Below are 24,431 nucleotides of genomic sequence, written 5' to 3'. Positions count from 1 at the left end.
ACGTCTGGAACCCGCCAGGCGCGCGGCACAGAACGCGTTCACGCCGTCGAGCCCAGCGAAACGTGGGGGTTGGGATGGAAAAATATGTGCTCGCGGATTGGTCCTACAGCAATTTCGCCGATTTCCTCATATCCATGTCGGCGATAAAACTCAAGGTAATGGCCGTTTCCGGTGTCCAGCACCACCCCTTGCGAATGCTCGTCGACGGCGCACCAGTCGTGCAGCGCCTGCAACAACTGCTCGCCATGGTGCTGGCCCTGGAAGTCCGGGTGAATGGCGAACAGCGGCAGTACGTGAACGGCCTCTGAAGGCAAACAAGCCAATACCGCATGGTAGTACTCGAGGTACCGCTGCGTGCAGCGCAGGCCGGTGGACATGACCATCCGCAGCCGCCAGGCCCAGCTCTCGGTGATGCCCAACCGACGCTGGGGTGGCGCGATGAGAACCACGCCGATGAGCCGGTCGTCGAGAAACAGCCCCAAAGCAGGGAGCGCCTGCAGAAAGTGCTGCTTGACCAATTCACGAATGGTCGCGCGGACCCGCTGTTCATACCCCGCCCGCCCGGATTCGAACAGATAAGCGAAACTGGGCTCATGTCGATAAGCCTGATACAGCAACGAGCGAGCCTCCCGAGAATAACCACTGTCCAGTTGGCGAATGTCGAGGTTGGCGGATTCAGGCATCAAAGGCGTCCTTGAGTGGGCCCACTCGCTTGGAACAAGCGGCTTGGTGGCGTCAGGCGTTCGAGTCGGCGGGCATGGCGACAGTTCCCCGTGGCGCTACAGACAGCGTAGCAGGGCCAGTCTGGCTCCGAACGCCTCTGGACGGCAGCCACGACAGGGCCACGTGGCTAGCGTCGCTGTCTGATTTTTGCTAGGGTCCGCGCAACCCGAAGGACCCGCTCCTCCTTCTTCGATACCCGGCTCCGCCGACTCATCCTGCCCGCCGATCGCCTGACTGGTGCTGCGTCTCGCCGACTCAACGGCGGTGGCCCAGAGGCGATGGGCCGGGCCCAGCCCAGGACTGCCGTCTATGAAAATCGTGTCTTTCAACATCAACGGCCTGCGGGCCCGCCCACATCAGTTGGCGGCGCTGATTGAAAAGCATCAGCCAGATGTGATCGGCCTTCAGGAAACCAAGGTCTCCGATGATCAGTTCCCACAGGCGGAAATCGAAGCGCTGGGGTACCACGTGCATTTCCATGGCCAGAAAGGCCATTATGGCGTGGCCTTGCTGTCCCGCCTGGCGCCCCTGTCATTGCACAAGGGCTTTGACAGCGACGATGAAGACGCTCAGCGCCGCTTCATCTGGGGCACGTACGCCGACCCTCAAGGCCAGATCGTCACCGTCATGAATGGCTACTTCCCGCAAGGTGAAAGCCGTGACCACCCCACCAAATTCCCGGCCAAAACCAAGTTCTACGCCGACCTTCAGCAGTTGCTCGAGACGCGTTTCAGCAATGATCAGCCGCTGATCGTCATGGGGGACGTCAACATTTCTCCGGAAGACAGCGACATTGGTATCGGCCCCGACAACGCCAAGCGCTGGCTGAAAACCGGCAAGTGCAGCTTCCTCCCCGAAGAGCGCGAGTGGATGGAAAAGCTGAAGAACTGGGGGTTGGTGGACAGCTTCCGGCATCTGTACCCGGAAGTGATCGACCAGTTCAGTTGGTTCGATTACCGCAGTCGCGGTTTCGAGGACGAACCCAAGCGCGGCCTGCGCATCGACCTGATCCTGGCATCCAAGGGCCTGCAGCCGCGCATCAAGGCGGCCGGTGTGGATTACGATCTGCGTGGCATGGAAAAGCCTTCCGATCACGCGCCAATCTGGCTGCAGTTGAGCTGAACCGTTCCGGTTCGCACGCCAGAAAGCGCTGCTTTTCAACTGAATAAAACGCCCCCACCCTGCAGGGGGCGCCTGCAATCAGCGGTGTTCGCTGCGCATCATCTCTTTGGGCACGTACTTGCCCACTTCATATTTGCCAATCGCCGCCCGGTGCACTTCGTCCGGCCCATCCGCCAGGCGCAGGGTGCGCTGCATGGCGTACATGTAGGCCAGGGGAAAATCGCCCGACACCCCTGCCCCGCCATGCATTTGTATGGCCCTGTCGATGACGCGCAACGCGACGTTCGGGGCAACTACCTTGATCTGCGCGATCTCGCTTTTCGCGACTTTGTTGCCCACCGTGTCCATCATGTAGGCCGCTTTGAGAGTCAGCAGACGAGCCATATCGATTTCCATGCGCGAGTCGGCGATCTTGTCGATGTTGCCTCCCAGTCGCGCCAGCGGGCGACCGAAAGCGGTCCGTTGCACCGAGCGTTTACACATCAGTTCCAAGGCTCGTTCAGCCATCCCGATCGAGCGCATGCAATGGTGAATGCGCCCCGGGCCAAGACGCCCCTGCGCGATCTCGAACCCGCGACCCTCGCCCAGCAATACGTTGTCGTAGGGAACGCGAACGCTGTCGAACAGCACCTCGGCGTGACCATGGGGCGCATCGTCATAGCCGAATACGGGCAACGGCCGGACGATCTTCACGCCGGGGGTGTCAGTCGGCACGAGGATCATCGAGTGTTGCTGATGCCGTGGGCCATCGGGATTGCTCAGCCCCATGAAAATCATGATTTTGCAACGCGGGTCACAGGCCCCGGATGTCCACCATTTACGCCCGTTGATCACCCACTCATCCCCGTCGCGAACCGCGCGGGCCGCCATGTTGGTGGCATCGGACGACGCCACGTCCGGCTCGGTCATGGCGAACGCCGAGCGAATGTCGCCGCGCAGCAAAGGCTCCAACCACTGGCGCTTCTGCGCGTCGCTGCCGTAGCGGACCAGCACTTCCATGTTGCCGGTGTCCGGCGCCGAGCAGTTGAACGGTTCGGGGCCCAGCAGCGAGCGGCCCATGATTTCCGCCAGTGGCGCGTACTCCAGGTTCGTCAGCCCCGCCCCCAACTCCGACTCCGGCAAGAACAGGTTCCACAGCCCCTCGGCTTTCGCCCGCGCCTTGAGCGTTTCCATGATCGTGGTCGGTTGCCAGCGATCCCCTTCCGCCACCTGGCGCTCGAACACCGGTTCTGCGGGGTAGACGTGAGCGTCCATGAACGCGGTGACGCGGTCGCGCAGTTCCTGAACCTTGGGGGAATAAGCGAAATCCATGGGCAGCTACCTTCTGTGAGGTGTTTCTAGACATGCAGCGGATGCTAGAGCACGCCCCCTCATTTATCTAACCTATTCTCGGCGTGTATAAACATTCATCACTGATATATGATTGCGCCGTTTCTGCACGATCGTCCCAACAACAAAAACAGCGTGAGGCGTACAGCAATGAACCTGAGCAAGGTCGATCTCAACCTCTTTATTGTCTTTGACGCCATCTACACCGAGGCCAACCTGACACGCGCCGGCCAGATCGTCGGGATCACCCAACCGGCCGTGTCCAATGCCCTGGCCCGCCTGCGCGAGACCTTCAACGACCCGCTATTCGTGCGCACCGCTCAAGGCATGGTGCCGACCCCCATGGCGCAGAACATCATCGGTCCGGTGCGCAACGCGTTGGCACTGTTGCGTGTCTCGGTGCAGGAAAGCCGTATCTTCAATCCGCAGCAAGCGAACAAGAACTACCGGATCAGCATGACCGACTTGACCGAGGCGATCATTCTCCCGCCGCTGTTTCAACGCCTGCGACGACTCGCCCCGGCCGTGACCATCGAAAGCTTTCTGTCGAAACGCCGGGAAACCACCAAGGAACTGGCCGCCGGGCGGCTGGACTTCGCCGTCGATGCCCCGCTCAATACCGACCCTCAGGTGCGCCATGTCAAGCTGATGGAAGACAACTACGTCTGTGCCATGCGCAAGGGCCATCCATTGGCGCACAAGGCCGCGCTGACCCTGGACGACTACCTGTCAGTGGCCCACATTCACATTTCCAGCCGCCGCAGCGGGCTGGGCTACGTTGACCTGTCGCTCGGGAAGATGGGTATTCAGCGCAAGATCGCGTTACGTTCGCAACACTACCTCATGGCCTCCCAGGTGCTGCAGCAGACGGACATGGTCATGACCGTCCCGGAACGCTTCGCCCGTCGCAACGACCTGCACTTCGTGCAACTGCCGGTCAACGATGTGCCCACCGTCGAAACCCATCTGTATTGGCACGAAAGCACCGATCAGGATCCTGCCAACCGCTGGATGCGCGAGCAGATCATCGAGTTGTGTCAGTGGATCGTGGCCCAGGAGCGCAAGCAGGCACAGCCATTGGAAGACGCGTTGAAGCCATCCTACGGTTGACGTTAACGTCAAGGTCGCCGTAGGTTACGCGCATCGCCTCCCCGTTCGAGTTGAGCCATGACCCACCCGACCTACAGCATTTCCGACCTTGCTCGCGAGCTGGACATCACCACGCGCACCATTCGCTTTTACGAAGAACAGGGAATGCTCAGCCCCGAGCGGCGCGGCCTGGAGCGCATCTATTCGCCAAGAGACAAGGTCACCCTGAAACTGATCCTGCGGGGCAAGCGCATCGGATTTTCTTTGGCCGAATGCCGCGATCTGATCGGGCTGTACGACCCGACGGGCGATAACCAAAAGCAGCTTACGACCATGCTGGCCAAGATCGCCGAACGCCGCGCGCAGTTGGACCAGCAGCTGTTGGACATTCAGCAGATGCAGTTGGAGCTGGACACTGCCGAAGAGCGCTGCAAGGCCGCGCTCGGCCTGGCCCACTGAGCTCTCCTCACTCAAGGACTTCCCCGCCATGACTCTCCCACAACGTGTACGCCTGGTCGAAGTCGGTCCCCGTGACGGCCTGCAGAACGAGGCCCGCCCCTTGTCCGTCGAGGACAAAATACGCTTGGTGGATGACCTGGCGGATGCAGGGCTTTCCTTCATTGAAGTCGGCAGTTTCGTTTCGCCGAAATGGGTGCCACAGATGGCAGGGTCGGCCGATGTATTTGCGGGCATTCAGCGCAAGGACGGGGTGACCTACTCCGCGCTCACCCCTAACCTGCGAGGGTTCGAGGATGCGCTGGCCGTCGGCGTGAAGGAAGTGGCGGTGTTCGCCGCAGCCTCGGAAGCGTTCTCTCAACGCAACATCAACTGCTCGATCAGCGAGAGCCTCGACCGGTTCCTTCCGATCATGGAAGCGGCGCGCCTGCATGGCATGCCGGTGCGCGGCTATGTGTCCTGCGTGCTGGGTTGCCCTTATGAAGGCCACGTGGCACCAAAGCAAGTGGCTGCGGTGGCGAGGGAGCTGTTTTCGATGGGCTGCTACGAAGTCTCCCTTGGCGACACCATTGGCACCGGCACGCCGGGGGCGACCCGGGCGTTGATCGATGCCGTGGCCGCATTCATCCCGCGCGGAAAGCTGGCCGGACACTTTCACGACACGTACGGCCAGGCGCTGGCCAATATCTACGCCAGCCTCCTGGAAGGCCTGCACGTGTTCGACAGTTCAGTGGCCGGGTTGGGCGGATGTCCGTACGCCAAGGGCGCGACGGGAAACGTCGCCACCGAGGACGTGCTCTACCTGCTCAACGGCTTGGGCATCGACACCGGCGTTGACCTGGAACGCTTGATTCGCGCAGGGCAGCGCATCAGCGACGTGCTGGGCCGGGCCAACGGTTCGCGGGTCGCCACTGCACGTTTGTCGGGCTGAAGTGCGACAACTTGTCACAGAGTGTTACCCTGATCGGCATTCAAACGCAGGAAACGGGTAACACGGAAACACCCGAGCGGTTTATCAGCATGCCGCAACCCGGCATCGCAGCCTGCGAGCCCCGGTTTTCGGGCATTTGCAAAAATTGGCATGGCTCCTGCTATGTCTTGCGTACAACAAAAATAACAAACGGCAGCAACCCAATAAAAACAAGACGTATCGGCTCTGACATAACAAGAACAACACGGACAGAGACGCAGCTAACTGATTTTTTTGGAGTGGATCGCTTTGTGAGGCTAAGGCCTCTGAACCGGACAGAGAACAATAAAACTGCCCTCAGGCAGCTCCCGCGTCGGGTCAATCGCAAGATCGAAGCTGTATCAGCGCTCAAAAAAATACGTTTGCTCTTGGCCCCGAATGGGGTCGCTCAAAAAAGCAAAAAAGGTCTGGCCGCCAATAACAACAACAGGTCGCCTAAAAACAAAAAAGAGCATGCAATGCAACAACTTGGAGGGGAGCTCAGGCTCCCCTTCGTGCTGTCTGGCGTTTGAAAAATCTCCCTCTCCCACCCCCGCCGTGTCATCCCGGCCGCGCCCAACGCCCCCTCATCGCCTACTTGTCCGCCTCGGCGCGTCGTCTCGTTGACATTCCGGCGGTAGCAGGTTTACGTTAACGTAAAGGTGATACACATGATTACCCCCCGACCGCCCCGCTAAAAACAACTAAGGGAACGCCGTCTCATGATTTACCCCACCCTCAATTTTGGACTCGGTGACACCATCGACCTGTTGCGCGATCAGGTACAGGCGTTCGTCGCACGCGAACTGGCGCCCCGTGCCGCGCAGATCGACAAAGACAACCAGTTCCCCGCTGACCTGTGGCGCAAATTCGGTGACATGGGCCTGCTGGGCATCACCGTCGACGAACAATACGGCGGAGCGGGCCTGGGGTATCTGGCCCATGTGGTCGCCATGGAAGAAATCAGCCGCGGCTCCGCTTCCGTGGCCCTGTCCTACGGCGCGCATTCCAACCTCTGCGTCAACCAGATCCACCGCAACGGCAACTCGGACCAGAAGGCCCGCTACCTCCCTTCTTTGGTCAACGGTCAGCACATAGGCGCGCTCGCCATGAGTGAACCGAATGCGGGGTCCGACGTGGTATCGATGAAGCTGCGAGCCGACAAGCGCGGTGACCGTTTTGTCCTCAACGGCAGCAAAACCTGGATCACCAACGGCCCCGACGCCCACACCTATGTGATCTACGCCAAGACCGATGTGGAAAAAGGCCCCCATGGCATCAGCGCCTTCATCGTCGAGCGGGACTGGAAAGGTTTTTCCCGAAGCCAGAAGTTCGACAAGCTCGGCATGCGCGGTTCCAACACCTGCGAACTGTTCTTCGATGACGTCGAGGTTCCTGAAGACAACCTGCTGGGCGCCCTCAACGGCGGGGTCAAGGTACTGATGAGCGGCCTGGACTACGAGCGCGTCGTGCTGTCCGGCGGACCGACCGGCATCATGCAAGCCTGCATGGACGTTGTCTTGCCCTACATCCACGACCGCAAGCAATTTGGGCAGAGCATCGGCGAGTTCCAACTGATCCAGGGCAAGGTCGCCGACATGTACACCCAACTCAACGCCAGCCGCGCCTACCTCTACGCCGTGGCCCAGGCCTGCGAGCGCGGAGAAACGACGCGCAAGGATGCGGCAGGGGTGATCCTCTATACCGCCGAACGCGCGACTCAAATGGCGCTGGATACGATTCAGATTCTGGGCGGCAACGGCTACATCAACGAGTTCCCAGCGGGGCGCCTGCTGCGCGACGCCAAACTCTACGAAATCGGCGCCGGGACCAGCGAAATCCGCCGCATGCTGATCGGCCGCGAGCTGTTCAACGAGACGAAATGAAACAGCCATCCATAAGCACGTGGCAAGCCGCACGCAGTGTGCGTCGGCCACCGCCGCGGAGGCCGACCAGGCTCGGAGGAAGATTCAAGTGACGACGTTGAAAACACAGCTCAACCCACAGTCGGCGGATTTTCTCGCCAACGACGCGGCGCTGCGCAAGCAGGTCGACGATTTGCACAGCCTGCTCGCTCAGGTCTATGAAGGTGGCGGCACAAAGGCGCAGGAACGCCACACCTCACGCGGCAAATTGCTGCCCCGCGAGCGTATCAATCGGCTCCTGGACCCAGGGTCGGCTTTTCTCGAACTCAGCCAACTGGCTGGCCATGGGGTATACGATGAAGAAGTGCCCGCGGCGGGCGTGATTGCGGGCATCGGCCGCGTCGAAGGCGTGGAATGCATGATCATCGCCAACGACGCCACGGTCAAAGGCGGCACTTATTACCCGCTCACGGTGAAGAAGCACCTGCGCGCGCAGACCATTGCCCAGCAGAACCGCCTGCCCTGCATTTATCTGGTCGACTCGGGAGGCGCCAATCTGCCGCGTCAGGACGAGGTCTTCCCCGACAAAGAGCATTTCGGGCGGATCTTCTTCAACCAGGCGAACATGAGTGCCAACGGTATTCCGCAGATCGCGGTGGTCATGGGGTCCTGCACCGCAGGTGGCGCTTATGTGCCGGCCATGGCGGACGAAGCGATCATGGTGAGGCAGCAGGCCACGATTTTCCTGGCCGGCCCTCCCCTAGTGAAAGCGGCGACGGGCGAAGTGGTCACCGCCGAAGCCTTGGGCGGTGCCGACGTGCATTGCAGGGTTTCCGGTGTCGCCGATCACTACGCCGACAGTGATGACCACGCGCTGGCACTGGCGCGCCGCAGCGTGGCCCATCTGAACTGGCGCAAGGCCGGCCAGCTCCAGACGCGTGCGCCGGTGGCGCCGCTGTACGCCAGCGAGGAGCTGTATGGCGTCATTTCCGCCGATCCGAAGCAACCATTCGATGTGCGTGAAGTCATTGCGCGCCTGGCGGACGGTTCGGTGTTCGATGAATTCAAGGCCTTGTTCGGGACCACCCTGGTCTGCGGCTTCGCGCACCTGCATGGCTACCCGGTCGCGATTCTCGCCAACAACGGCATCCTGTTCGCGGAAGCGGCTCAGAAAGGAGCGCACTTCATCGAACTGGCCTGCCAGCGCGGCATCCCGTTGCTGTTCCTGCAGAACATCACGGGCTTCATGGTGGGCGAGAAATACGAGGCAGGCGGTATCGCCAAGCACGGTGCCAAGCTGGTGACGGCAGTGGCCTGCGCCAAGGTGCCGAAATTCACCGTGATCATTGGCGGCAGCTTCGGCGCGGGCAACTACGGCATGTGCGGCCGCGCTTACGATCCTCGCTTCCTGTGGATGTGGCCGAATGCGCGAATTGGCGTGATGGGCGGCGAACAGGCTGCTGGCGTGCTGGTGCAGGTCAAGCGCGAGCAGGCCGAGCGCAGCGGCGATGCGTTTACCCCCGAGCAGGAGGCGCAGATCAAACAGCCGATCCTCGATCAATACGAGCACCAGGGTCATCCCTACTACTCCAGTGCCCGTTTGTGGGACGACGGCGTAATCGATCCCGCCCAGACGCGAGACATTCTCGGCCTGGCCATCAGCGCGACCCTGAACGCCCCCATCGAACCGAGCCGCTTCGGCGTGTTCCGCATGTGACCCGAGGAACGACCATGATCGACTTCGACACCCTTGAACTGGAGCACGACCCGCGGGGTTTCGCGACGCTCTGGCTCAATCGCCCTGAAAAGAACAACGCCTTCGATGCGCAAATGATCCGGGAGCTGATCATTGCGCTGGATCGCCTGCAAAACGACAGCCGCTTGCGTTTCCTCGTATTACGTGGCCGGGGCAGGCATTTCAGTGCCGGCGCCGACCTGGCCTGGATGCAGGAATCCGCCAACCTGGACTTCAACACGAACCTGGGCGATGCCCGGGAGCTGGGCGAGCTGATGTACAACCTGGCCAAACTCAAACTGCCCTCCTTGGCGGTGGTCCAGGGTGCAGCCTACGGCGGCGCGCTGGGGCTGGTCAGTTGCTGCGACATGGCAATCGGTGCCGACGACGCGCAATTTTGCCTGTCGGAAGTGAAGATCGGCCTGGCCCCCGCCGTCATCAGCCCCTTCGTCACACAGGCCATCGGCCCCCGCCATGCCCGGCGCTATGCCCTGACCGGCGAGCGCTTCAATGGGCTTCGCGCCACCGAAATCGGCTTGCTGGCCGCGTCCTATCCGTTGGCCGAGCTGGATCGCCGGGTTGACGAGTGGGTAACGAACCTGCTGGCAAACAGCCCACAGGCGATGCGCGTCAGCAAGGAGTTGCTGCGAGAAGTCGGTGATGGCGAATTGAGCCCGGCATTGCGCCGCTACTGCGAGAACACCATCGCCCGCATCCGGGTCAGCGCTGAGGGTCAGGAGGGTCTGCAAGCTTTCTTGAACAAGCGCGAACCGCGCTGGCGCCACGAGAACCGCCACGAGAACAATGAGCCAGAAGGATCACGTCCATGACCCTGCCACGCAGTCAAACCTTGTCCTCGATACTGGTGGCCAATCGGGGCGAAATCGCCTGCCGGGTCATGCGCACGGCCAAGGCGATGGGCCTGAAGACGATTGCCGTGCACAGCGCGATCGATCGCCATGCCCGGCACGTGCAGGAAGCGGACAGTGCAGTGGATCTGGGCGGCAGCAAGGCGTCCGAGAGCTATCTGCAGATCGATGCCCTGATCGCGGCCGCCAGACGCAGCGGTGCCCAGGCCATTCACCCCGGCTACGGCTTTTTGTCCGAGAACGCCCGCTTCGCACAAGCCGTCGAGCAGGCGGGCCTGGTGTTTCTCGGTCCGCCGGCCTCGGCGATCGAAGCCATGGGCAGCAAGTCCGCCGCTAAATCCCTGATGGAGGCCGCCGGTGTGCCCTTGGTGCCTGGCTACCACGGCGAAGCCCAAGACCTGTCCACCTTCCGCGAGGCGGCTGAACGGATCAGCTACCCGGTGCTGCTCAAGGCCACATCGGGGGGTGGCGGCAAGGGCATGAAGGTGGTCGAGTGCGAGCAAGACCTGGCGGCCGCCCTGGCCTCCGCACAGCGGGAAGCACAATCGTCGTTCGGCGATGCTCGGATGCTGATCGAGAAGTACCTGCTCAAACCCCGGCACATCGAGATCCAGGTGTTCGCTGATCAACATGGCCGATGCCTTTACCTGAACGAGCGCGACTGTTCGATCCAGCGCCGCCACCAGAAAGTCGTCGAGGAGGCGCCTGCGCCGGGCCTGAGTTCGACGCTGCGGCGCGCCATGGGTGAAGCGGCGGTACGTGCCGCCCAGGCCATCGGCTACGTCGGGGCGGGCACGGTCGAGTTTCTTCTGGACGCGCGCGGCGCGTTCTTTTTCATGGAGATGAACACCCGCCTGCAAGTTGAACACCCCGTGACCGAAGCCATCACAGGGCTCGATCTGGTGGCTTGGCAAATCCGCGTTGCGCAAGGGGAACCGTTGCCGATCTCACAGGATCAGGTGCCGCTGAACGGGCACGCCATAGAGGTGCGTCTTTACGCGGAGGACCCGGCCAACGATTTTCTGCCCGCCACCGGTACGCTTCAGGTGTACCGGGAATCCACGCCTGGGCCCGGTCGTCGGGTCGACAGCGGCGTGTCGGAAGGCGAGGCGATCTCACCGTTCTACGACCCGATGCTGGGCAAGCTGATCGCCTGGGGGGAAGACCGGGAACAGGCGCGGCTTAGGCTGCTGGCGATGCTGGATGAATACGCCATTGGTGGGCTGCGCACTAATCTGGCGTTCCTCAGGCGAATCATCGCTCACCCTGCATTCGCGGCTGCGGAACTGGATACCGGTTTCATTACGCGCTACCAGGCAGCGTTGCTGCCGCTGCCCACGGCCCTTCCAGACGCGTTCTGGACGTTGGCCGCCCGCGCCTGGCAAGCCACTACTCCCCTTCGGGTCCGCGAAGACGACCCCTGCTCGCCTTGGTCGACGGCCAGCGGCTTGCGTCTTGGCTTGCCCAGCGAGGTCAGTCTGGCGCTGCGGTGCCACGACGAAACCCGTGATGTCCGGTTGCACGATGCGGCAGGCACCGTGCGCTGGCAAGACGACCACTTGCAGCATGAAGCGGACGGCGTGCGGCATAGCGCATTGGCCATTCGGCGCGAGGAGACGTTGTTCGTGAGCTGGCGGGGCGAGCTGCAGGCGGTTCAGCAGGTCGACCCAATGGCCTCTACCGCCAGCCGAGAACACCAGGGCGGCCTGACCGCGCCCATGAACGGCAGCATCGTCCGGGTGTTGGCAGAAGTCGGTCAAGAGGTGGAAGCGGGAACGCCGCTGGTGGTGCTGGAAGCGATGAAAATGGAGCACAGCATACGCGCCACTCGGGCGGGCGTTGTCTCGGCTTTGTATTGCGGTGAAGGGGAAATGGTCAGCGAGGGCGCTGTGCTGGTGGACCTGTCCGACGCCTGACCGGGGTGAGGGCTGGCCGTCCGTTGCCCCGGCGTCGTAGGCCATGACGCAACCGACCCCCGAGGCTGATCGAACGCAGGGTGCAGGCTCCGCGAGCCTTGCACCCTGCTTCGCTGTCAGGCTGCAACCTCATAGAGTTTCGGCATCGCCACTTCCCCGCTGATCAGGCTTTGACGCAACTGTTCGGCCTGGAGCGCCGCTGCCTTCATCGCGCTTTCCTTCACATGGCCGTAACCACGGATGCGCTCTGGAAGCCGCGCCAGGCTCAAGGCGGTGTGACGGTTGGAAGCGTTGACGTGGAGCAGGATCAACTCGACATCGCTGACGTACTGGTCAATCAATACCCTTTCCTGACGTCGCTCAAGGCTACGGCCGAACGGATCGAGCGGCGTGCCCCGCAGGAATTTGAAGGTCGCCAGCACATCGAACGCCTTCAACATCCAGGGGCCGAAACTGCGCTTGCGCAGCGAACCGGTGTGCGGATCGCGCTTGGCCAGCCAGGACGGAGCCAGGTGAAACTCCAGCCGGTAGTCGCCGTCGAACTGCGCCTGCAACTGCCGCTTGAAGTCGCCGTTGCTGTAGAGCCGCGCCACTTCGTACTCGTCTTTATAGGCCAGCAGTTTGAAGTAGTTGAACGCCACGGCCTCGGTCAGCGCCGGGGCCTCGCCCGGAAACGCGCGCGCCTCCGCGACCCTGACCCGTTCCACCAGCGCCAGGTATCGCTTGGCATAAGCCGCGCTCTGGTACTCGGTGAGCGCCTCGACGTGGCCCTGGACACGTTGCTCCAAGGTCGGCGGCTCGGGCTGCACGACCGCATCGGGGTGGGCTGCGGCCTGAACCGCGGGCAGGTCAAAGGCGGCACGACGTCCCCAGAGAAACGCTTGCTGGTTGAGATTGACCGACACGCCATTGAGCTCGATCGCTTTTTCGATTGCCGCTGCCGACAGCGGTATCAGCCCTTTCTGGTAGGCATAACCCAGCATGAACAGGTTGCTGGCGATGCTGTCGCCCATCAGCCGGGTGGCCAGCTCGGTGGCGGGCACGAAGTGGGTCTTATCGTCGCCTACGGCATCGCGAAGGGTCTGCATCATGGCGTCGGCAGGGAATTCGGCATCCGGATTGCGGGTGAACTCCGCAGTCGGTGTCTGCTGGCTGTTGACCACGGCGTGGGATTTGGCGCTGTCGAGCTTGGCGATGGCGTCTGGCCCTGAAGCGACCAGCAGATCGCAACCCAATAGCAGATCCGCCTCGCCTGCGGCGATCCGCACCGCGAAGAGGTCCTGCTGGCGAGCCGCAATCCGAATGTGGCTGACCACTGGCCCGAATTTCTGCGCTAGGCCGGCCTGATCGAGCACGCTGCAGCCCTTGCCCTCCAGGTTGGCGGCGTAGCCCAACATGGCCCCGACGGTGGTCACCCCGGTGCCGCCCACGCCGGGCAGCAGGATGTTGAACGGCCGATCCAGGCCAGGCAGCGTCGGTTCGGGCAACTGCGCGAATGCCTGGGCCTGCGTCGGCAGTTGCGGCTTGCGCAGGGTCCCGCCATGGACCGTGACGAAGCTGGGGCAGAAGCCTTCGACGCAGCTGAAATCCTTGTTACAGGCGCTTTGATCGATTTCGCGTTTGCGGCCCTCGGCGGTCTCTTTAGGCAGGATCGACAGGCAGCCGGATTTGGCCCCGCAATCGCCGCAGCCTTCGCAGACCGCCGGGTTAATGAAGGCGCGCTTGTCCAGATCGGCCATCTTCCCACGCTTGCGGCGACGCCGCTTTTCGGTTGCGCAGGTCTGGTCGTAGATGATCACCGAAACGCCCTTGAACTCACGCAACTCACGCTGCACGCTGTCCAGGTCACGGCGGTGATGGAAGGTCGTAATCGGGGCAAACCCTTCTCGGCTCGGGTATTTATCCGGCTCATCCGAGACCAGCGCTATGCGCTGGACGCCTTCGTTGAACACCTGACGACTCAGTTGATCCACACGCAGCACACCGTCGATCGGCTGCCCGCCGGTCATGGCGACGGCATCGTTGTAAAGGATCTTGTAGGTGATGTTGACCTTGGAGGCCACCGCTGCGCGGACCGCCAAGTGTCCCGAGTGAAAGTAGGTGCCGTCGCCCAGGTTCTGGAACACATGAGGGGTCTCGGTGAACGGCGCCTGGCCAATCCAGGTCACGCCCTCGCCGCCCATCTGGGTAAAGGTGTCTGTGGCACGGTCCATCCAGATCGTCATGTAGTGGCAGCCGATGCCCGCCAGTGCCCGGCTGCCTTCGGGGACCCGCGTCGAACTGTTGTGCGGGCAACCGGAGCAGAAATGCGGGGTGCGCTGGGTGCTGAACAGCGGCGCGGCCAGGGCTTTTTCCTTGTCCTGGAGGAATTGCAGGCGTGCCTCGATTTGCGGGCTGGAATAGATCGGTGCCAAGCGACGGGCGATCACTCGCGCAATCATCGCCGGGGTCAGTTCGGCGAGGTTGGGCAGCAGCGACCGCCCCTCTTCGTCGAACTCGCCAACGACCCGAGGACGCTTGTCTACCGGCCAGTTGTACAACTGACCGGTCAGTTGGTCCTCGATCACGCTGCGTTTTTCCTCGACCACCAGAATCTCGTCCAAGCCTTCGGCGAAGTCATGCACCGAGACGGGCTCCAGCGGCCAGCTCATGCCGACCTTGAGCACTCGAATACCCACGGATGCGCACAGGTCTTCGTCGATGCCCAGTTCTTCGAGCGCTTGTCGCACGTCCAGGTAAGACTTGCCCGTGGTGATGATCCCCAGGCGCGGTTGCGGGGAATCGATCACCACTTTATTCAATGCGTTGGCCCGCGCGAACGCTCGAGCGGCGTAAATCTTGTAGGTGTTCAGGCGCGCTTCCTGCGCCAGCGGCGGGTCGGGCCAGCGAATGTGCAAGCCGTCATCGGGCAACTGGAAGTCTTCGGGGATCCGCGTCTGGATGCGCAAGGGGTCGACTTCGACGACAGCCGACGAATCGACGTTCTCGGCGATGGTCTTCATTGCCACCCAGCAGCCGCTGTAACGCGACAGCTCCCAGCCGATGATGCCGTAATCGAGGATTTCCTGGACATTGCTGGGGTTGAGCACCGGAATCATCGACGCGATGAAAGCATGTTCGCTCTGATGCGCGATGGTCGAGGATTTGCACCCGTGATCGTCGCCCGCCAGGATCAGCACACCGCCCTTTTCAGCGACACCCGCCGAGTTGCCGTGCTTGAACACGTCGCCGCACCGATCCACGCCTGGCCCCTTGCCGTACCACAGCGCAAACACTCCGTCGTATTTTCCCTGGGGGAACAGGTTGACCTGCTGGCTGCCCCAGACTGCCGTCGCCGCGAGCTCCTCATTGACGCCGGGCTGAAAGTGGATGGCATTTTCGCGAAGGTAATCCTTGGCATCCCACAGGCTCTTGTCGAGATTGCCCAGCGGAGAGCCGCGGTAGCCGGAAATGAAGCCGGCGGTGTTGAGGCCGCGGGCCTCGTCGCGCTGCTTCTGCAGCATGGGCAGGCGGGTCAGCGCCTGGGTACCGGTGAGATACAGGTTGCCGGTTGCAAGCCGGTACTTATCGTCCAGACGGATATCGGCGAGGGACATTCAGGCACTCCATTGTTGTTATTGGGATGTGGCCATTCGGTGCGTGTTGAATGGGGGCTGTAGCCTCATGAGCTGCGGCCGCCGGGGCGTCGGGACGGTTGGGCCCGATGCGCACACTGCCAATACTGCCTCCGCGAGGTGGGGTTTTTCTTTCTAATTTGGCCCGGATCTGCTGCTATCCTGCATGACTGTTCCTTCAGAAGAATAAAAAAGGGTCAATTCATGCAGGTCAAACTCAGCCCCATCGATCGTAAGATTCTCCGCCTGTTGCAACACGACGCCGGCCTGTCTGCGGCGGATATCGCCGAACGGGTCGAGCTGTCGCAGTCCCCCTGCTGGCGGCGGATCAATCGTCTGGAAGAAGAAGGCGTGATCGAACGTCGGGTCGCCCTGCTCGATCCGGCGCGACTGGGATTGACCATGACGGTCTTCGTCGACGTCAAGCTGTCAGGCCACGGGCGGCGCTACCTCACGGAATTTGAAGAAGCGATCATTGGCTACCCCGAAGTTCTGGAGTGCTACACCATGGCCGGGGACATGGATTTCATGCTGAAGGTGGTGGTGCAAGACATTGCCAGCTATGAGCGCTTTCTGCGCGACCATCTGTTGCAGAGCCCCCATGTGCAGGAGGCTCACTCCAACATTGCGATGAGTGTGGTCAAGCGCACCACCGAACTGCCTCTGGACTAGCGGTTGCCTGCCAGACCGGGCAATGCCAAGAGAGCAGGATTCCAACTGGCGCCCACGTGGGGGCCCTCAGTTTTTTCGCGGGAAGGGAAAAAAACATTTGACGTGCAAATGATAATGATTATTATTGAGCGCAACCCGTCGCGAGGCGGGTTGATAACCCTCAAGCCTTAGGTCGGCTTTTGGATTATCTCCTCATCAGGCTAATCACGGTTTTTGACCCGGCATTTTTGCCGGGTCTTTTTTTTTGTGCCCTTGAAGGGTCTGGTTCGGTCGGGTGTTGCATCTTCAGGCTAATGAAGAGGGTCGCTGTCGCGGTGGCGCGCATCATAGCAAAAGAACCTGGCGTGCTGAACTGCCCACGAGGTTCAGGCGCAATATCCAGCAAGCTGTCGCACTGAGGCGGGCGCTGACGGGCCGATCATGGACCCAGCGCACTGTGCCTCAAAGGCAGATCAGCGTTAGACGAGCCGAAAAGGGGCGCCCCCCGAGGAGTCTCATCGTCAAACGTTTCTGTCGCGGCCGGTTGCCCCGATCCGTGTAAAGTACCGATCAAAAGCGCCACCCGATGGCGCGGAGTCGGCATTAACCTTTCCAGGACTTTTCCGTGATCCAGAGCGCCCTTTCCATCACCTGTGATTTCGACAGCGGCAATATCGTCGTGCTGGATGCCAGCCAACCGCAAAACGTGCGACTGGCCATCCGCCCAGACACTCGCAGCCCGCATTTCCAGTGGTTCCACTTCAAGGTCGAGGGCATGCAGGTCGGCGAAACGCATACGTTCAGCCTGACCAACGCCAGCGAATCCAGCTACAACCGGGCCTGGACCGGCTACAACGCCGTTGCGTCCTACGACCACAAGACGTGGTTCCGGGTGCCCAGCCACTTCGACGGCAAGGCATTGAATTTCACCTGTTCGCCCGAACACTCGCAGATCTGGTTCGCCTACTTCGAGCCTTACAGCCGAGAGCGGCATGATTGGCTGATGGGCCAGGCGCTCAACGAGGCTGGCACCGAGTTGTTGGCCACCGGCAAAAGCGTCGAAGGGCGCGACATTCCGCTGCTGCGAAAAGGCGATGGCGCGCCGGGCAAGCGCAAGGTCTGGATCATTGCCCAACAGCATCCTGGTGAGCACATGGCCGAGTGGTTCATGGAGGGCGTGATCGAACGCCTGAAAGAGCACGATGCCCAGGTTCAGGCGTTGCTGGCGTCGGCGGATCTGTATCTGGTCCCGCACATGAACCCTGACGGCGCGTTTCACGGCCATCTGCGCACCAATGCCCAGGGCAAGGACCTCAACCGCGCGTGGCAGGATTCGACCCCCGAACTGAGCCCCGAGGTTTATTTCGTCAAACAGCAGATGGAAAGGTACGGCGTGGACATGTTCCTCGACGTGCATGGCGATGAGGAAATCCCCTACGTCTTCACTGCAGCCTGCGAAGGCAATCCGGGGTACACCGACCAGCAGAAAACACTGGAAGCGGATTTCCGCGCACGCCTCAGTGGCTTGACCAAAGACTTCCAGACCCGCTACGGCTACCCCAAATCGGCTCCAGGCAAGGCGAACATGAACCTGGCGTGCAACAGTGTCGGTGAACGCTATAAATGCCTGTCGCTGACACTGGAGATGCCGTTCAAGGACAACGACGATGCACCCGATCCGCTCACCGGCTGGTCTGGAGCACGATCGATGCGCCTGGCCCATGACGTGCTGACCGTCATCGGCGAAATGGTGAGCGTGCTGCGTTGAATCATTGCGTCGGAGAGGCGAAAGAAAGCGCCTCCCCGACGCAAGCGTTGCGCCAGCCAAGCATCCTCGCCTGGCCGATCAGGGCATCAGGTAGCGCATCACCGATTCGCACACCATCGCTTTCTGACGTGCCTTCACCTCGACGTCTTCCAGTTCGATCTGGAAAATCTCGGAGAAGGTGTGGCGATTGGATACGCGATAAAAACAAAACGAGCTGATCAGCATGTGCAGATCGACCGCCTGCACGCCGTGACGGAATACCCCGGCCTGCTCCCCACGGCGCAGGGTTTCGTCGAGCGCACCCAGGATATGCTGGCTCAAGGCACGAATCGTCGACGACTGCTTCACGTTGTCGCCGTTGTGAATGTTCTCGATGCACACGATGCGCACGAAATCCACATTGCGGTCATGGTGGTCGAACGTGAACTCCACCAGACGGCGAATGGCCTCCATCGGCTCCAGCACGTCTAGCCTCAGGCTGCTTTCGGTGCGGCGGATGTCGCCGTAGAGCTTTTCCAGCACCTCCGCGTACAGTTGCTCCTTGCTGTTGAAGTAGTAATAGATCATCCGCTTGGAGGTCTGCGTGCGTTCGGCTATCGCATCGACCCGGGCGCCGGAAAGGCCCTGAGCCACGAATTCGGCAATGGCCGCCTGGAGGATGCCATCGCGGGTTTTCTCGGGATTATTCTTGCGGCCCTTGGGTGGCACCTCGGCGGGCGCTTCCAGAAGGGTGTCGTCGACAATTTTCATGCAGGGCTCACGACCACGGTTGAATGTCGCGATTATGGGGCCGCACCGTGAAGTTAAGGAAGTGGCATATACCGGCGATTTCCGGCCGACTTACGCTCCGCCGGAGTTTGTCGCGCCGAGGACACCCCGCCGCGATAAATCGTTAGCCTGCTTTCATTTCCACCCGCCTCGGGCGATGATGGCGCACTCCACCGCTCCAGCGAAGAGGCCCCATGTCTGCCGCACTGCCGCCGAACTCCCCTGCCCCGAACGCCGGTTCGGTGGCGATCACGCTGCAAATCGTCGCCATCGTGTTTTACACCTTCATCGCCTTCCTGTGCATTGGCCTGCCCATCGCCGTGATGCCCGGCTATGTTCACAGCCAATTGGGGTTCAGCGCTGTCGTGGCAGGGCTGGTGATCGGTGCGCAATACCTGGCCACCCTTCTCAGCCGCCCGGTGGCGGGCAGGATCTGCGACACCATCGGGACCAAGCGGGCCATCGTCTACGGGTTGCTGGGCATTGCCACCAGCGGCGTGCTGACGGTGGTGGCCGTGTTGCTCGAGCCTTTCCCGAGTATCAGCCTGGCCATTCTGATCGTTGCGCGCCTGATGCTGGGGGTGTCGCAGGGGTTGATCGGCGTCGGCACCATCAGTTGGTGCATCGGCCAGGTCGGTGCCGAACACACTGCACGTTCGATTTCCTGGAACGGTATTGCCTCCTATGGGGCCATCGCCATCGGTGCCCCGCTGGGGGTGCTCATGGTCAAGGCGCTGGGTTTCGTGAGCCTGGGGCTGGCGCTGACGGCGCTGGCCGGGGGGGCGCTATGGCTGATTCGCAACAAGCCACCGGTCCCGGTGGTGCGAGGTGAGCGCATGCCATTCTGGTCGGTGTTCGGCCGCGTCGCACCGTACGGGCTGGGGCTGACGCTGTCGTCCATCGGCTATGGCACCTTGACCACCTTCATCACCCTCTATTACGTCAACCGAGGCTGGGAGGGCGCTGCGTGGTGCCTGACGGTGTTCGGGGTCTGTTTCATCCTTGCGCGCTTGCTGTTCATCAATGCGATCACGCGTTTTGGCGGTTTCCGCTCGGCCATCACCTGCATGTCGGTCGAGGTCGTTGGCCTGATCATGCTGTGGCTGTCGCCGAATACCGGCCTGGCGCTGATCGGTGCAGGCCTGACCGGCTTTGGCCTGTCGTTGGTGTACCCGGCCATCGGTGTCGAAGCGATCAAGCAGGTCCCCAACAGCAGCCGGGGTGCGGGGCTGGGGGCGTATGCGGTGTTCTTCGATCTGGCCTTGGCTGTTTCCGGCCCGCTGATGGGGGCCATTGCGTTGGGCATGGGCTACGACTGGATCTTCTTCTTCGCTGCCTTGTTGTCGATGCTTGCGCTGGGCCTGACGCTGTGGCTGTCCCGTCGGCCACAGGCCGATACCCGCGTGTGAGACGTCGCCAGTCAGTCGGGGTGGGAAAAAGCTGAACTGCCAGGATCGAGGCCGGTCGGAACTAGCACATTCCCTCGCGACAGGAGTGAGCGCGTGACCTCGGATTCCCCTGGCTTGAGCGTCCCCCCCTCAGACACATCCCACGCGCGCGATGTGCATCGCCTGCGGGTGCTGACCGTCAACACGCACAAGGGCTTCACAGCGCTCAACCGGCGTTTCATCCTGCCGGAACTCAGGGAGGCCGTGCGCAGCACGGGGGCCGATCTGGTTTTTCTACAAGAGGTGCTCGGTGGCCATGATCGTCATGCGGAGCGATACCACAATTGGCCCGTCACCTCGCAGTACGAATTCCTCGCGGACAGCATGTGGAGCGACTTCGCCTACGGCCGCAATGCGGTGTACCCGGAGGGCCACCATGGCAATGCGCTGCTTTCGAAGTACCCGATCCTGCATTACCGCAACCTCGACGTGTCGATCACAGGCCCCGAACGCCGTGGCTTGCTGCACTGCGTGTTGCAGGTACCCGGCCATGAGGAAGTGCACGCCATCTGCGTTCACCTGAGTCTGCTGGAGAGTCACCGCCAGTTGCAGTTGAATCTGTTGTGCGACTTGCTGGATTCATTGCCCGAGCACGCCCCAGTGGTGATCGCCGGAGATTTCAATGATTGGCAATTGCAAGGCAACAAGCGTCTGGCACGCTGCGAGTATTTGCACGAAGTCTTCGAACGCTGCAATGGTCGGCTGGCCCGGACATATCCGGCACGGTTCCCGCTGCTGCAGTTGGACCGCATCTACCTGCGCAATGCCACTAGCCACGACCCCAAGATTCTTGGCACCCGGCCCTGGACGCACCTGTCCGATCACCTGCCGCTGGCGGTGGAAGTGCACCTCTAGAGGACGCCCCCCGTTCGAATGCACGCGCCCGTGACAGGGCATTGGGCGAAGCGTCTACGACTTTAGTACGGGTTTTCGTTTCTATGGTCGCATTCACAAAGTGCCGTTTCTGACATGTAATGCGCGAACACCGTCCTCAAGGCCGACGCCGAGCGACGCGCAGCATTATAAGAAAGGCGCCCCAACCATGCATAAAATCCTGATTGCCGACGACCACCCACTGTTCCGTGAGGCCATCCACACCGTGATCCGCGATGGTTTTCCAGGCAGCGAAATCAGGGAAGCCGGCGATCTCGACAGCGCGTTGGCAATCACCCGCGAGCACCATGACCTGGACCTGATCCTGCTGGACCTGAACATGCCAGGTATGCACGGCCTCAACGGGTTGATCAGCCTGCGCAATGAGGCACCCACCATTGCAGTGGTGATTGTTTCGGCCGAGCAGGACAAGCAGGTGGTGCTTCAGGCCATTACCTATGGCGCCGTTGGCTTCATCACCAAATCCTCGCCGCGCAAGCAGATGACCGAGGCCATCGAACAGATTCTCAATGGCAACGTCTACCTGCCCTCGGACGTCATTCGCAGCCAGAAACCCCAGGCGCGCCGCGCCGTCAGCAACGCTGCGCATCTGGCACCCGAGCTGATTCACGCCCTGACGCGCAAGCAATTACTGGTGCTCCAACGCATGACCAAAGGCGACTCGAACAAACAGATCGCCTTTAACCTCGACATCGCCGAAACCACCGTCAAAGCGCACGTGTCGGCGATTCTTCGCAAGCTCAACGTGCACAACCGCGTCCAGGCGATTCTCAGTGCTGGCGACATCGATTTTGCAGCATATCTGCGGCGGTGATCGACGGGGAGACGCCGGTTCGACGGGCGTCGAACGTCCCCGGAAGGAACGCTCAAGCAACTTGCAGCGGGTGGCTGCCCCCTGCCCCACAGACTCAGGTGCGGGACAGGTGGCCAGCCTGCAGCCTCCGGCGAGGTGCCGATTCAGATCCGGAACGTCCCGACCAAGTGCTGCAGGCGTGCGGTTTGGTGTTCAAGGTGAGCGCAGGCGTCGAGGGTCGACTTGAGGTTATCGACGCCTTCCTGGTTGAGCGTGTTGATCTCGGTGATGTCGACATTGATCGACTCCACGACCGCGGTCTGCTCTTCGGTGGCGGTGGCCACCGACTGGTTCATGCCGTCGATCTCGCCGATGCGTCGGGTCACGCTGTTCAGGCGCTCACCGGCCTGGTTGGCAACCGTCACGCTGCTTTCGCTCAAGCGCTGGCTCTCGGTCATGTTCGCCACCGCATCACGGGCACCCGTTTGCAGTTCTTCGATCATGCCCTGCACCTGCTGAGCCGAGTCCTGAGTGCGATGGGCCAGGTTCCGCACTTCATCGGCCACGACGGCAAAGCCGCGTCCGGCCTCACCCGCACGGGCGGCTTCGATGGCTGCGTTCAACGCCAGCAAGTTGGTTTGCTGCGAAATACCGGTGATCACCTCGAGGATCTGCCCGATGTTGGCGGTCTTCGCGTTCAAGGTTTCGATGTTGGCGCAAGACTCGCTGATCTTTTCCGACAGCGCGTTCATCGCCTTGATGGTCTGCGACACGACACCCTGCCCTTCACTGGCCAACTGTGTCGCTTCGCTGGAATGCTGGGAAGCCAGCGCCGCATTCTGGGCGATTTCCTGAGCAGCGGCCCCTAGCTCGTTGATCGCCGCAGCAACGCTGCTGGTACGGCTGGATTGCTGATCCGAGTTGCCCATGGACGAGTTGGAAGCACCCACCACCCGCGCGGCGACCTCGCCCAGTTGTCCCGCCGTGGAGGCCACTTCGCGGATCGAACCGTGAATCCGCTCCACGAAACGGTTGAACGACAATGCCAAAGCGCCGAACTCGTCTTGGGAGAGGATCGACAAGCGTTTGGTCAGGTCGCCCTCTCCGTCGGCGATGTCCTGCATGGCGCGACCCATCTGGTGCAACGGCTGCATCAGCACCCGGATCAGCAGGCCCAGGAGCACCATGATGATCGCCACCGCAATGACCATTGCGGTCATGGCCGAGGCACGGAATTCACTGAGCATCGAGTAGGCCGCGTCCCGGTCGAGCACCAGCGCCACGTACCAGTTGGCCGAAGACAGGCCCTCGACCTTGGTGAACGAAATGAACTGCGCCTTGCCAGCCGATTCGATTTCCGACACGCCTGGCGCGATTTTCGGCGCCCCGTTGGGGTAAGCCTCACTGACGTTTTTCAGGATCAGCTTGCTGTCCGGGTGAATCAGGATCTTGCCATCGGCGCTAACGATGTACGCATAGCCATGGCCACCGAAATTCAGCGAATTGATGGTTTTGGTAATGGCATCCAGCGATATGTCCGCCCCAGCCACACCGATCATCTGGCCTTGCTGACGCACCGGGGTGGCCAGGGTGACCACCAGCTTGCCCGACGAGGCGGCGATATAGGGCTCGGTGACGATGGTGCCTTGAGCCGCATCGGCGGCCTTGTACCAGCCGCGGGCGCGCGGGTCATAGTCGGCGGCACGGTTACCGGCCGGAACCGAGAACATCAGGCCGTCCTTGCCGCCGAAGTAGCTGAGCTGGAAGTTGTCCGGGTACACCGGCAGTCCCACGATGCGCTGCAGACTGGCGGGCGTGGCGCCATCGGCGGCAATCTGCTGGGCCATCGAATAGAGCAATTGGGTTCGGCTGTCGAGCCAGGTTTGAATGTTTTGCGTGGTCAAACTGCCCAGTTGTTGCAGTTCGGCGTTGACATTGCTCTTCAGCGTTTCGCGCTGTCGGTAATCGTTCACGAGGATGAAACATGAAAAAGCAACGACAACTATGAGTGCAGCGGCCAGCAGGATCTTTCTGCTGAAGCCCAGACGTTTGATCATACGATTGTGTCCATAACCAGGAATGCCAGCGACGAGGATGCGTGACCGATCAGGCGCGCGCCGCGCTTTTTACGGGGTTGTAAGAAGAAAGGGAAGATGCGGCCTGAAATATGTTTCGACCGTGGGGGTGGGAAGTTGAATACCGGCTGTCGAACAGCCTTAGTTCGCTTACTTAAAAAACCGGTTAATTGGCTCGGTCACTTTTCAAGGGCAGCAGACAACTAATTCAGGATCCAATATGCGCGGTTTTAATTGCCCCGGGCAAACACTCTGCTGCGGCTGCTGTTTGGCTGGTTGGTCGGTTGGTTCGGTTTATAGCGAGCTGATCCATTGGCGAGGGTGACGCTGATTCACCGTTCCGCTTTTACAGCGGCCCCATTTGTGG

The 24,431-nt window shown here is 61.5% G+C and carries 19 protein-coding genes; 14 read left to right on the top strand and 5 right to left on the bottom strand.

Annotated features, from left to right (window positions below; all coding sequences use genetic code 11):
- Positions 1-38: 38 nt before the first annotated feature.
- Entirely contained in the window at positions 39-683 is a 645-nt protein-coding gene (locus tag N5D61_RS15315; RefSeq protein WP_279893420.1) for a GNAT family N-acetyltransferase, read from the bottom strand.
- Between the two features lie 349 nt (positions 684-1,032).
- On the opposite strand from N5D61_RS15315, the gene xthA reads away from it, so the two are divergent.
- Positions 1,033-1,845 carry an exodeoxyribonuclease III gene (gene xthA, locus N5D61_RS15310; RefSeq protein ID WP_108240263.1) on the top strand — a complete coding sequence of 271 codons (813 nt, stop codon included), beginning with the start codon at positions 1,033-1,035 and terminating at the stop codon, positions 1,843-1,845.
- Positions 1,846-1,923: 78 nt separating this feature from the next.
- Here xthA and N5D61_RS15305 read toward each other — a convergent pair whose 3' ends face one another.
- A complete protein-coding gene (locus N5D61_RS15305) occupies positions 1,924-3,156 on the bottom strand; it encodes an acyl-CoA dehydrogenase (RefSeq protein WP_279893419.1) in 1,233 nt (410 codons plus the stop codon).
- Between the two features lie 168 nt (positions 3,157-3,324).
- Between N5D61_RS15305 and N5D61_RS15300 the strand changes: the two genes are divergently transcribed.
- From N5D61_RS15300 to N5D61_RS15265, 8 genes are all read left to right on the top strand, one after another.
- Positions 3,325-4,284, top strand: coding sequence for a LysR family transcriptional regulator (locus N5D61_RS15300; protein ID WP_279893418.1), 960 nt, complete (start codon positions 3,325-3,327; stop codon positions 4,282-4,284).
- 57 nt (positions 4,285-4,341) lie between these two features.
- A complete protein-coding gene (locus N5D61_RS15295) occupies positions 4,342-4,722 on the top strand; it encodes a MerR family DNA-binding transcriptional regulator (RefSeq protein WP_108240265.1) in 381 nt (126 codons plus the stop codon).
- 28 nt (positions 4,723-4,750) lie between these two features.
- A complete protein-coding gene (locus N5D61_RS15290; protein ID WP_279893417.1) occupies positions 4,751-5,650 on the top strand; it encodes a hydroxymethylglutaryl-CoA lyase in 900 nt (299 codons plus the stop codon).
- 11 nt (positions 5,651-5,661) lie between these two features.
- On the top strand, positions 5,662-6,201 hold the full coding sequence (locus N5D61_RS15285) for a hypothetical protein (RefSeq protein WP_279893416.1): 540 nt from the start codon (positions 5,662-5,664) through the stop codon (positions 6,199-6,201).
- A 189-nt stretch (positions 6,202-6,390) separates the two neighbouring features.
- Positions 6,391-7,554: an isovaleryl-CoA dehydrogenase gene (locus N5D61_RS15280; protein WP_279893415.1), complete on the top strand. Its 1,164-nt coding sequence runs from the start codon at positions 6,391-6,393 to the stop codon at positions 7,552-7,554.
- 88 nt (positions 7,555-7,642) lie between these two features.
- Entirely contained in the window at positions 7,643-9,250 is a 1,608-nt protein-coding gene (locus tag N5D61_RS15275) for a carboxyl transferase domain-containing protein (RefSeq protein WP_279893414.1), read from the top strand.
- Positions 9,251-9,264: 14 nt separating this feature from the next.
- Positions 9,265-10,098 carry a gamma-carboxygeranoyl-CoA hydratase gene (locus N5D61_RS15270; protein ID WP_279893413.1) on the top strand — a complete coding sequence of 278 codons (834 nt, stop codon included), beginning with the start codon at positions 9,265-9,267 and terminating at the stop codon, positions 10,096-10,098.
- A complete protein-coding gene (locus N5D61_RS15265; RefSeq protein WP_279893412.1) occupies positions 10,095-12,053 on the top strand; it encodes an acetyl/propionyl/methylcrotonyl-CoA carboxylase subunit alpha in 1,959 nt (652 codons plus the stop codon). The genes N5D61_RS15270 and N5D61_RS15265 overlap by 4 nt, the downstream gene beginning before the upstream one ends.
- Before the next feature lie 116 nt (positions 12,054-12,169).
- Here N5D61_RS15265 and N5D61_RS15260 read toward each other — a convergent pair whose 3' ends face one another.
- Positions 12,170-15,649, bottom strand: coding sequence for an indolepyruvate ferredoxin oxidoreductase family protein (locus tag N5D61_RS15260; protein WP_279893411.1), 3,480 nt, complete (start codon positions 15,647-15,649; stop codon positions 12,170-12,172).
- A 222-nt stretch (positions 15,650-15,871) separates the two neighbouring features.
- On the opposite strand from N5D61_RS15260, the gene N5D61_RS15255 reads away from it, so the two are divergent.
- Entirely contained in the window at positions 15,872-16,339 is a 468-nt protein-coding gene (locus N5D61_RS15255) for an Lrp/AsnC family transcriptional regulator (protein ID WP_108240611.1), read from the top strand.
- Positions 16,340-16,946: 607 nt separating this feature from the next.
- Positions 16,947-18,086 carry a M14-type cytosolic carboxypeptidase gene (locus N5D61_RS15250; protein ID WP_279893533.1) on the top strand — a complete coding sequence of 380 codons (1,140 nt, stop codon included), beginning with the start codon at positions 16,947-16,949 and terminating at the stop codon, positions 18,084-18,086.
- 78 nt (positions 18,087-18,164) lie between these two features.
- On the opposite strand, the gene N5D61_RS15245 is transcribed toward N5D61_RS15250, so the two are convergent.
- On the bottom strand, positions 18,165-18,836 hold the full coding sequence (locus N5D61_RS15245) for a TetR/AcrR family transcriptional regulator (protein ID WP_108240610.1): 672 nt from the start codon (positions 18,834-18,836) through the stop codon (positions 18,165-18,167).
- A gap of 212 nt (positions 18,837-19,048) precedes the next feature.
- On the opposite strand from N5D61_RS15245, the gene N5D61_RS15240 reads away from it, so the two are divergent.
- The 3 genes from N5D61_RS15240 to N5D61_RS15230 all read left to right on the top strand — a co-directional run bounded on the left by N5D61_RS15240 (position 19,049) and on the right by N5D61_RS15230 (position 22,010).
- The gene (locus tag N5D61_RS15240) at positions 19,049-20,263 is read left to right on the top strand and encodes an MFS transporter (RefSeq protein WP_108240609.1); all 1,215 of its coding nucleotides are present in this window, start codon (positions 19,049-19,051) and stop codon (positions 20,261-20,263) included.
- 93 nt (positions 20,264-20,356) lie between these two features.
- A complete protein-coding gene (locus tag N5D61_RS15235; protein ID WP_279893410.1) occupies positions 20,357-21,157 on the top strand; it encodes an endonuclease/exonuclease/phosphatase family protein in 801 nt (266 codons plus the stop codon).
- A 187-nt stretch (positions 21,158-21,344) separates the two neighbouring features.
- Positions 21,345-22,010 (top strand): response regulator transcription factor, encoded by a 666-nt coding sequence (locus N5D61_RS15230; RefSeq protein WP_279893409.1) that lies wholly within the window; start codon positions 21,345-21,347, stop codon positions 22,008-22,010.
- A 143-nt stretch (positions 22,011-22,153) separates the two neighbouring features.
- Here N5D61_RS15230 and N5D61_RS15225 read toward each other — a convergent pair whose 3' ends face one another.
- Positions 22,154-24,046, bottom strand: a complete 1,893-nt coding sequence (locus N5D61_RS15225; protein WP_279893408.1) for a methyl-accepting chemotaxis protein — start codon at positions 24,044-24,046, stop codon at positions 22,154-22,156.
- Positions 24,047-24,431 lie beyond the last annotated feature (385 nt).

This window comes from Pseudomonas sp. GD03842 (assembly GCF_029841165.1).
Classification (GTDB): Bacteria; Pseudomonadota; Gammaproteobacteria; order Pseudomonadales; family Pseudomonadaceae; genus Aquipseudomonas.
Note: the sequence above shows the minus strand (reverse complement) of the source record. Positions and strands in the feature narration are given on the sequence as shown.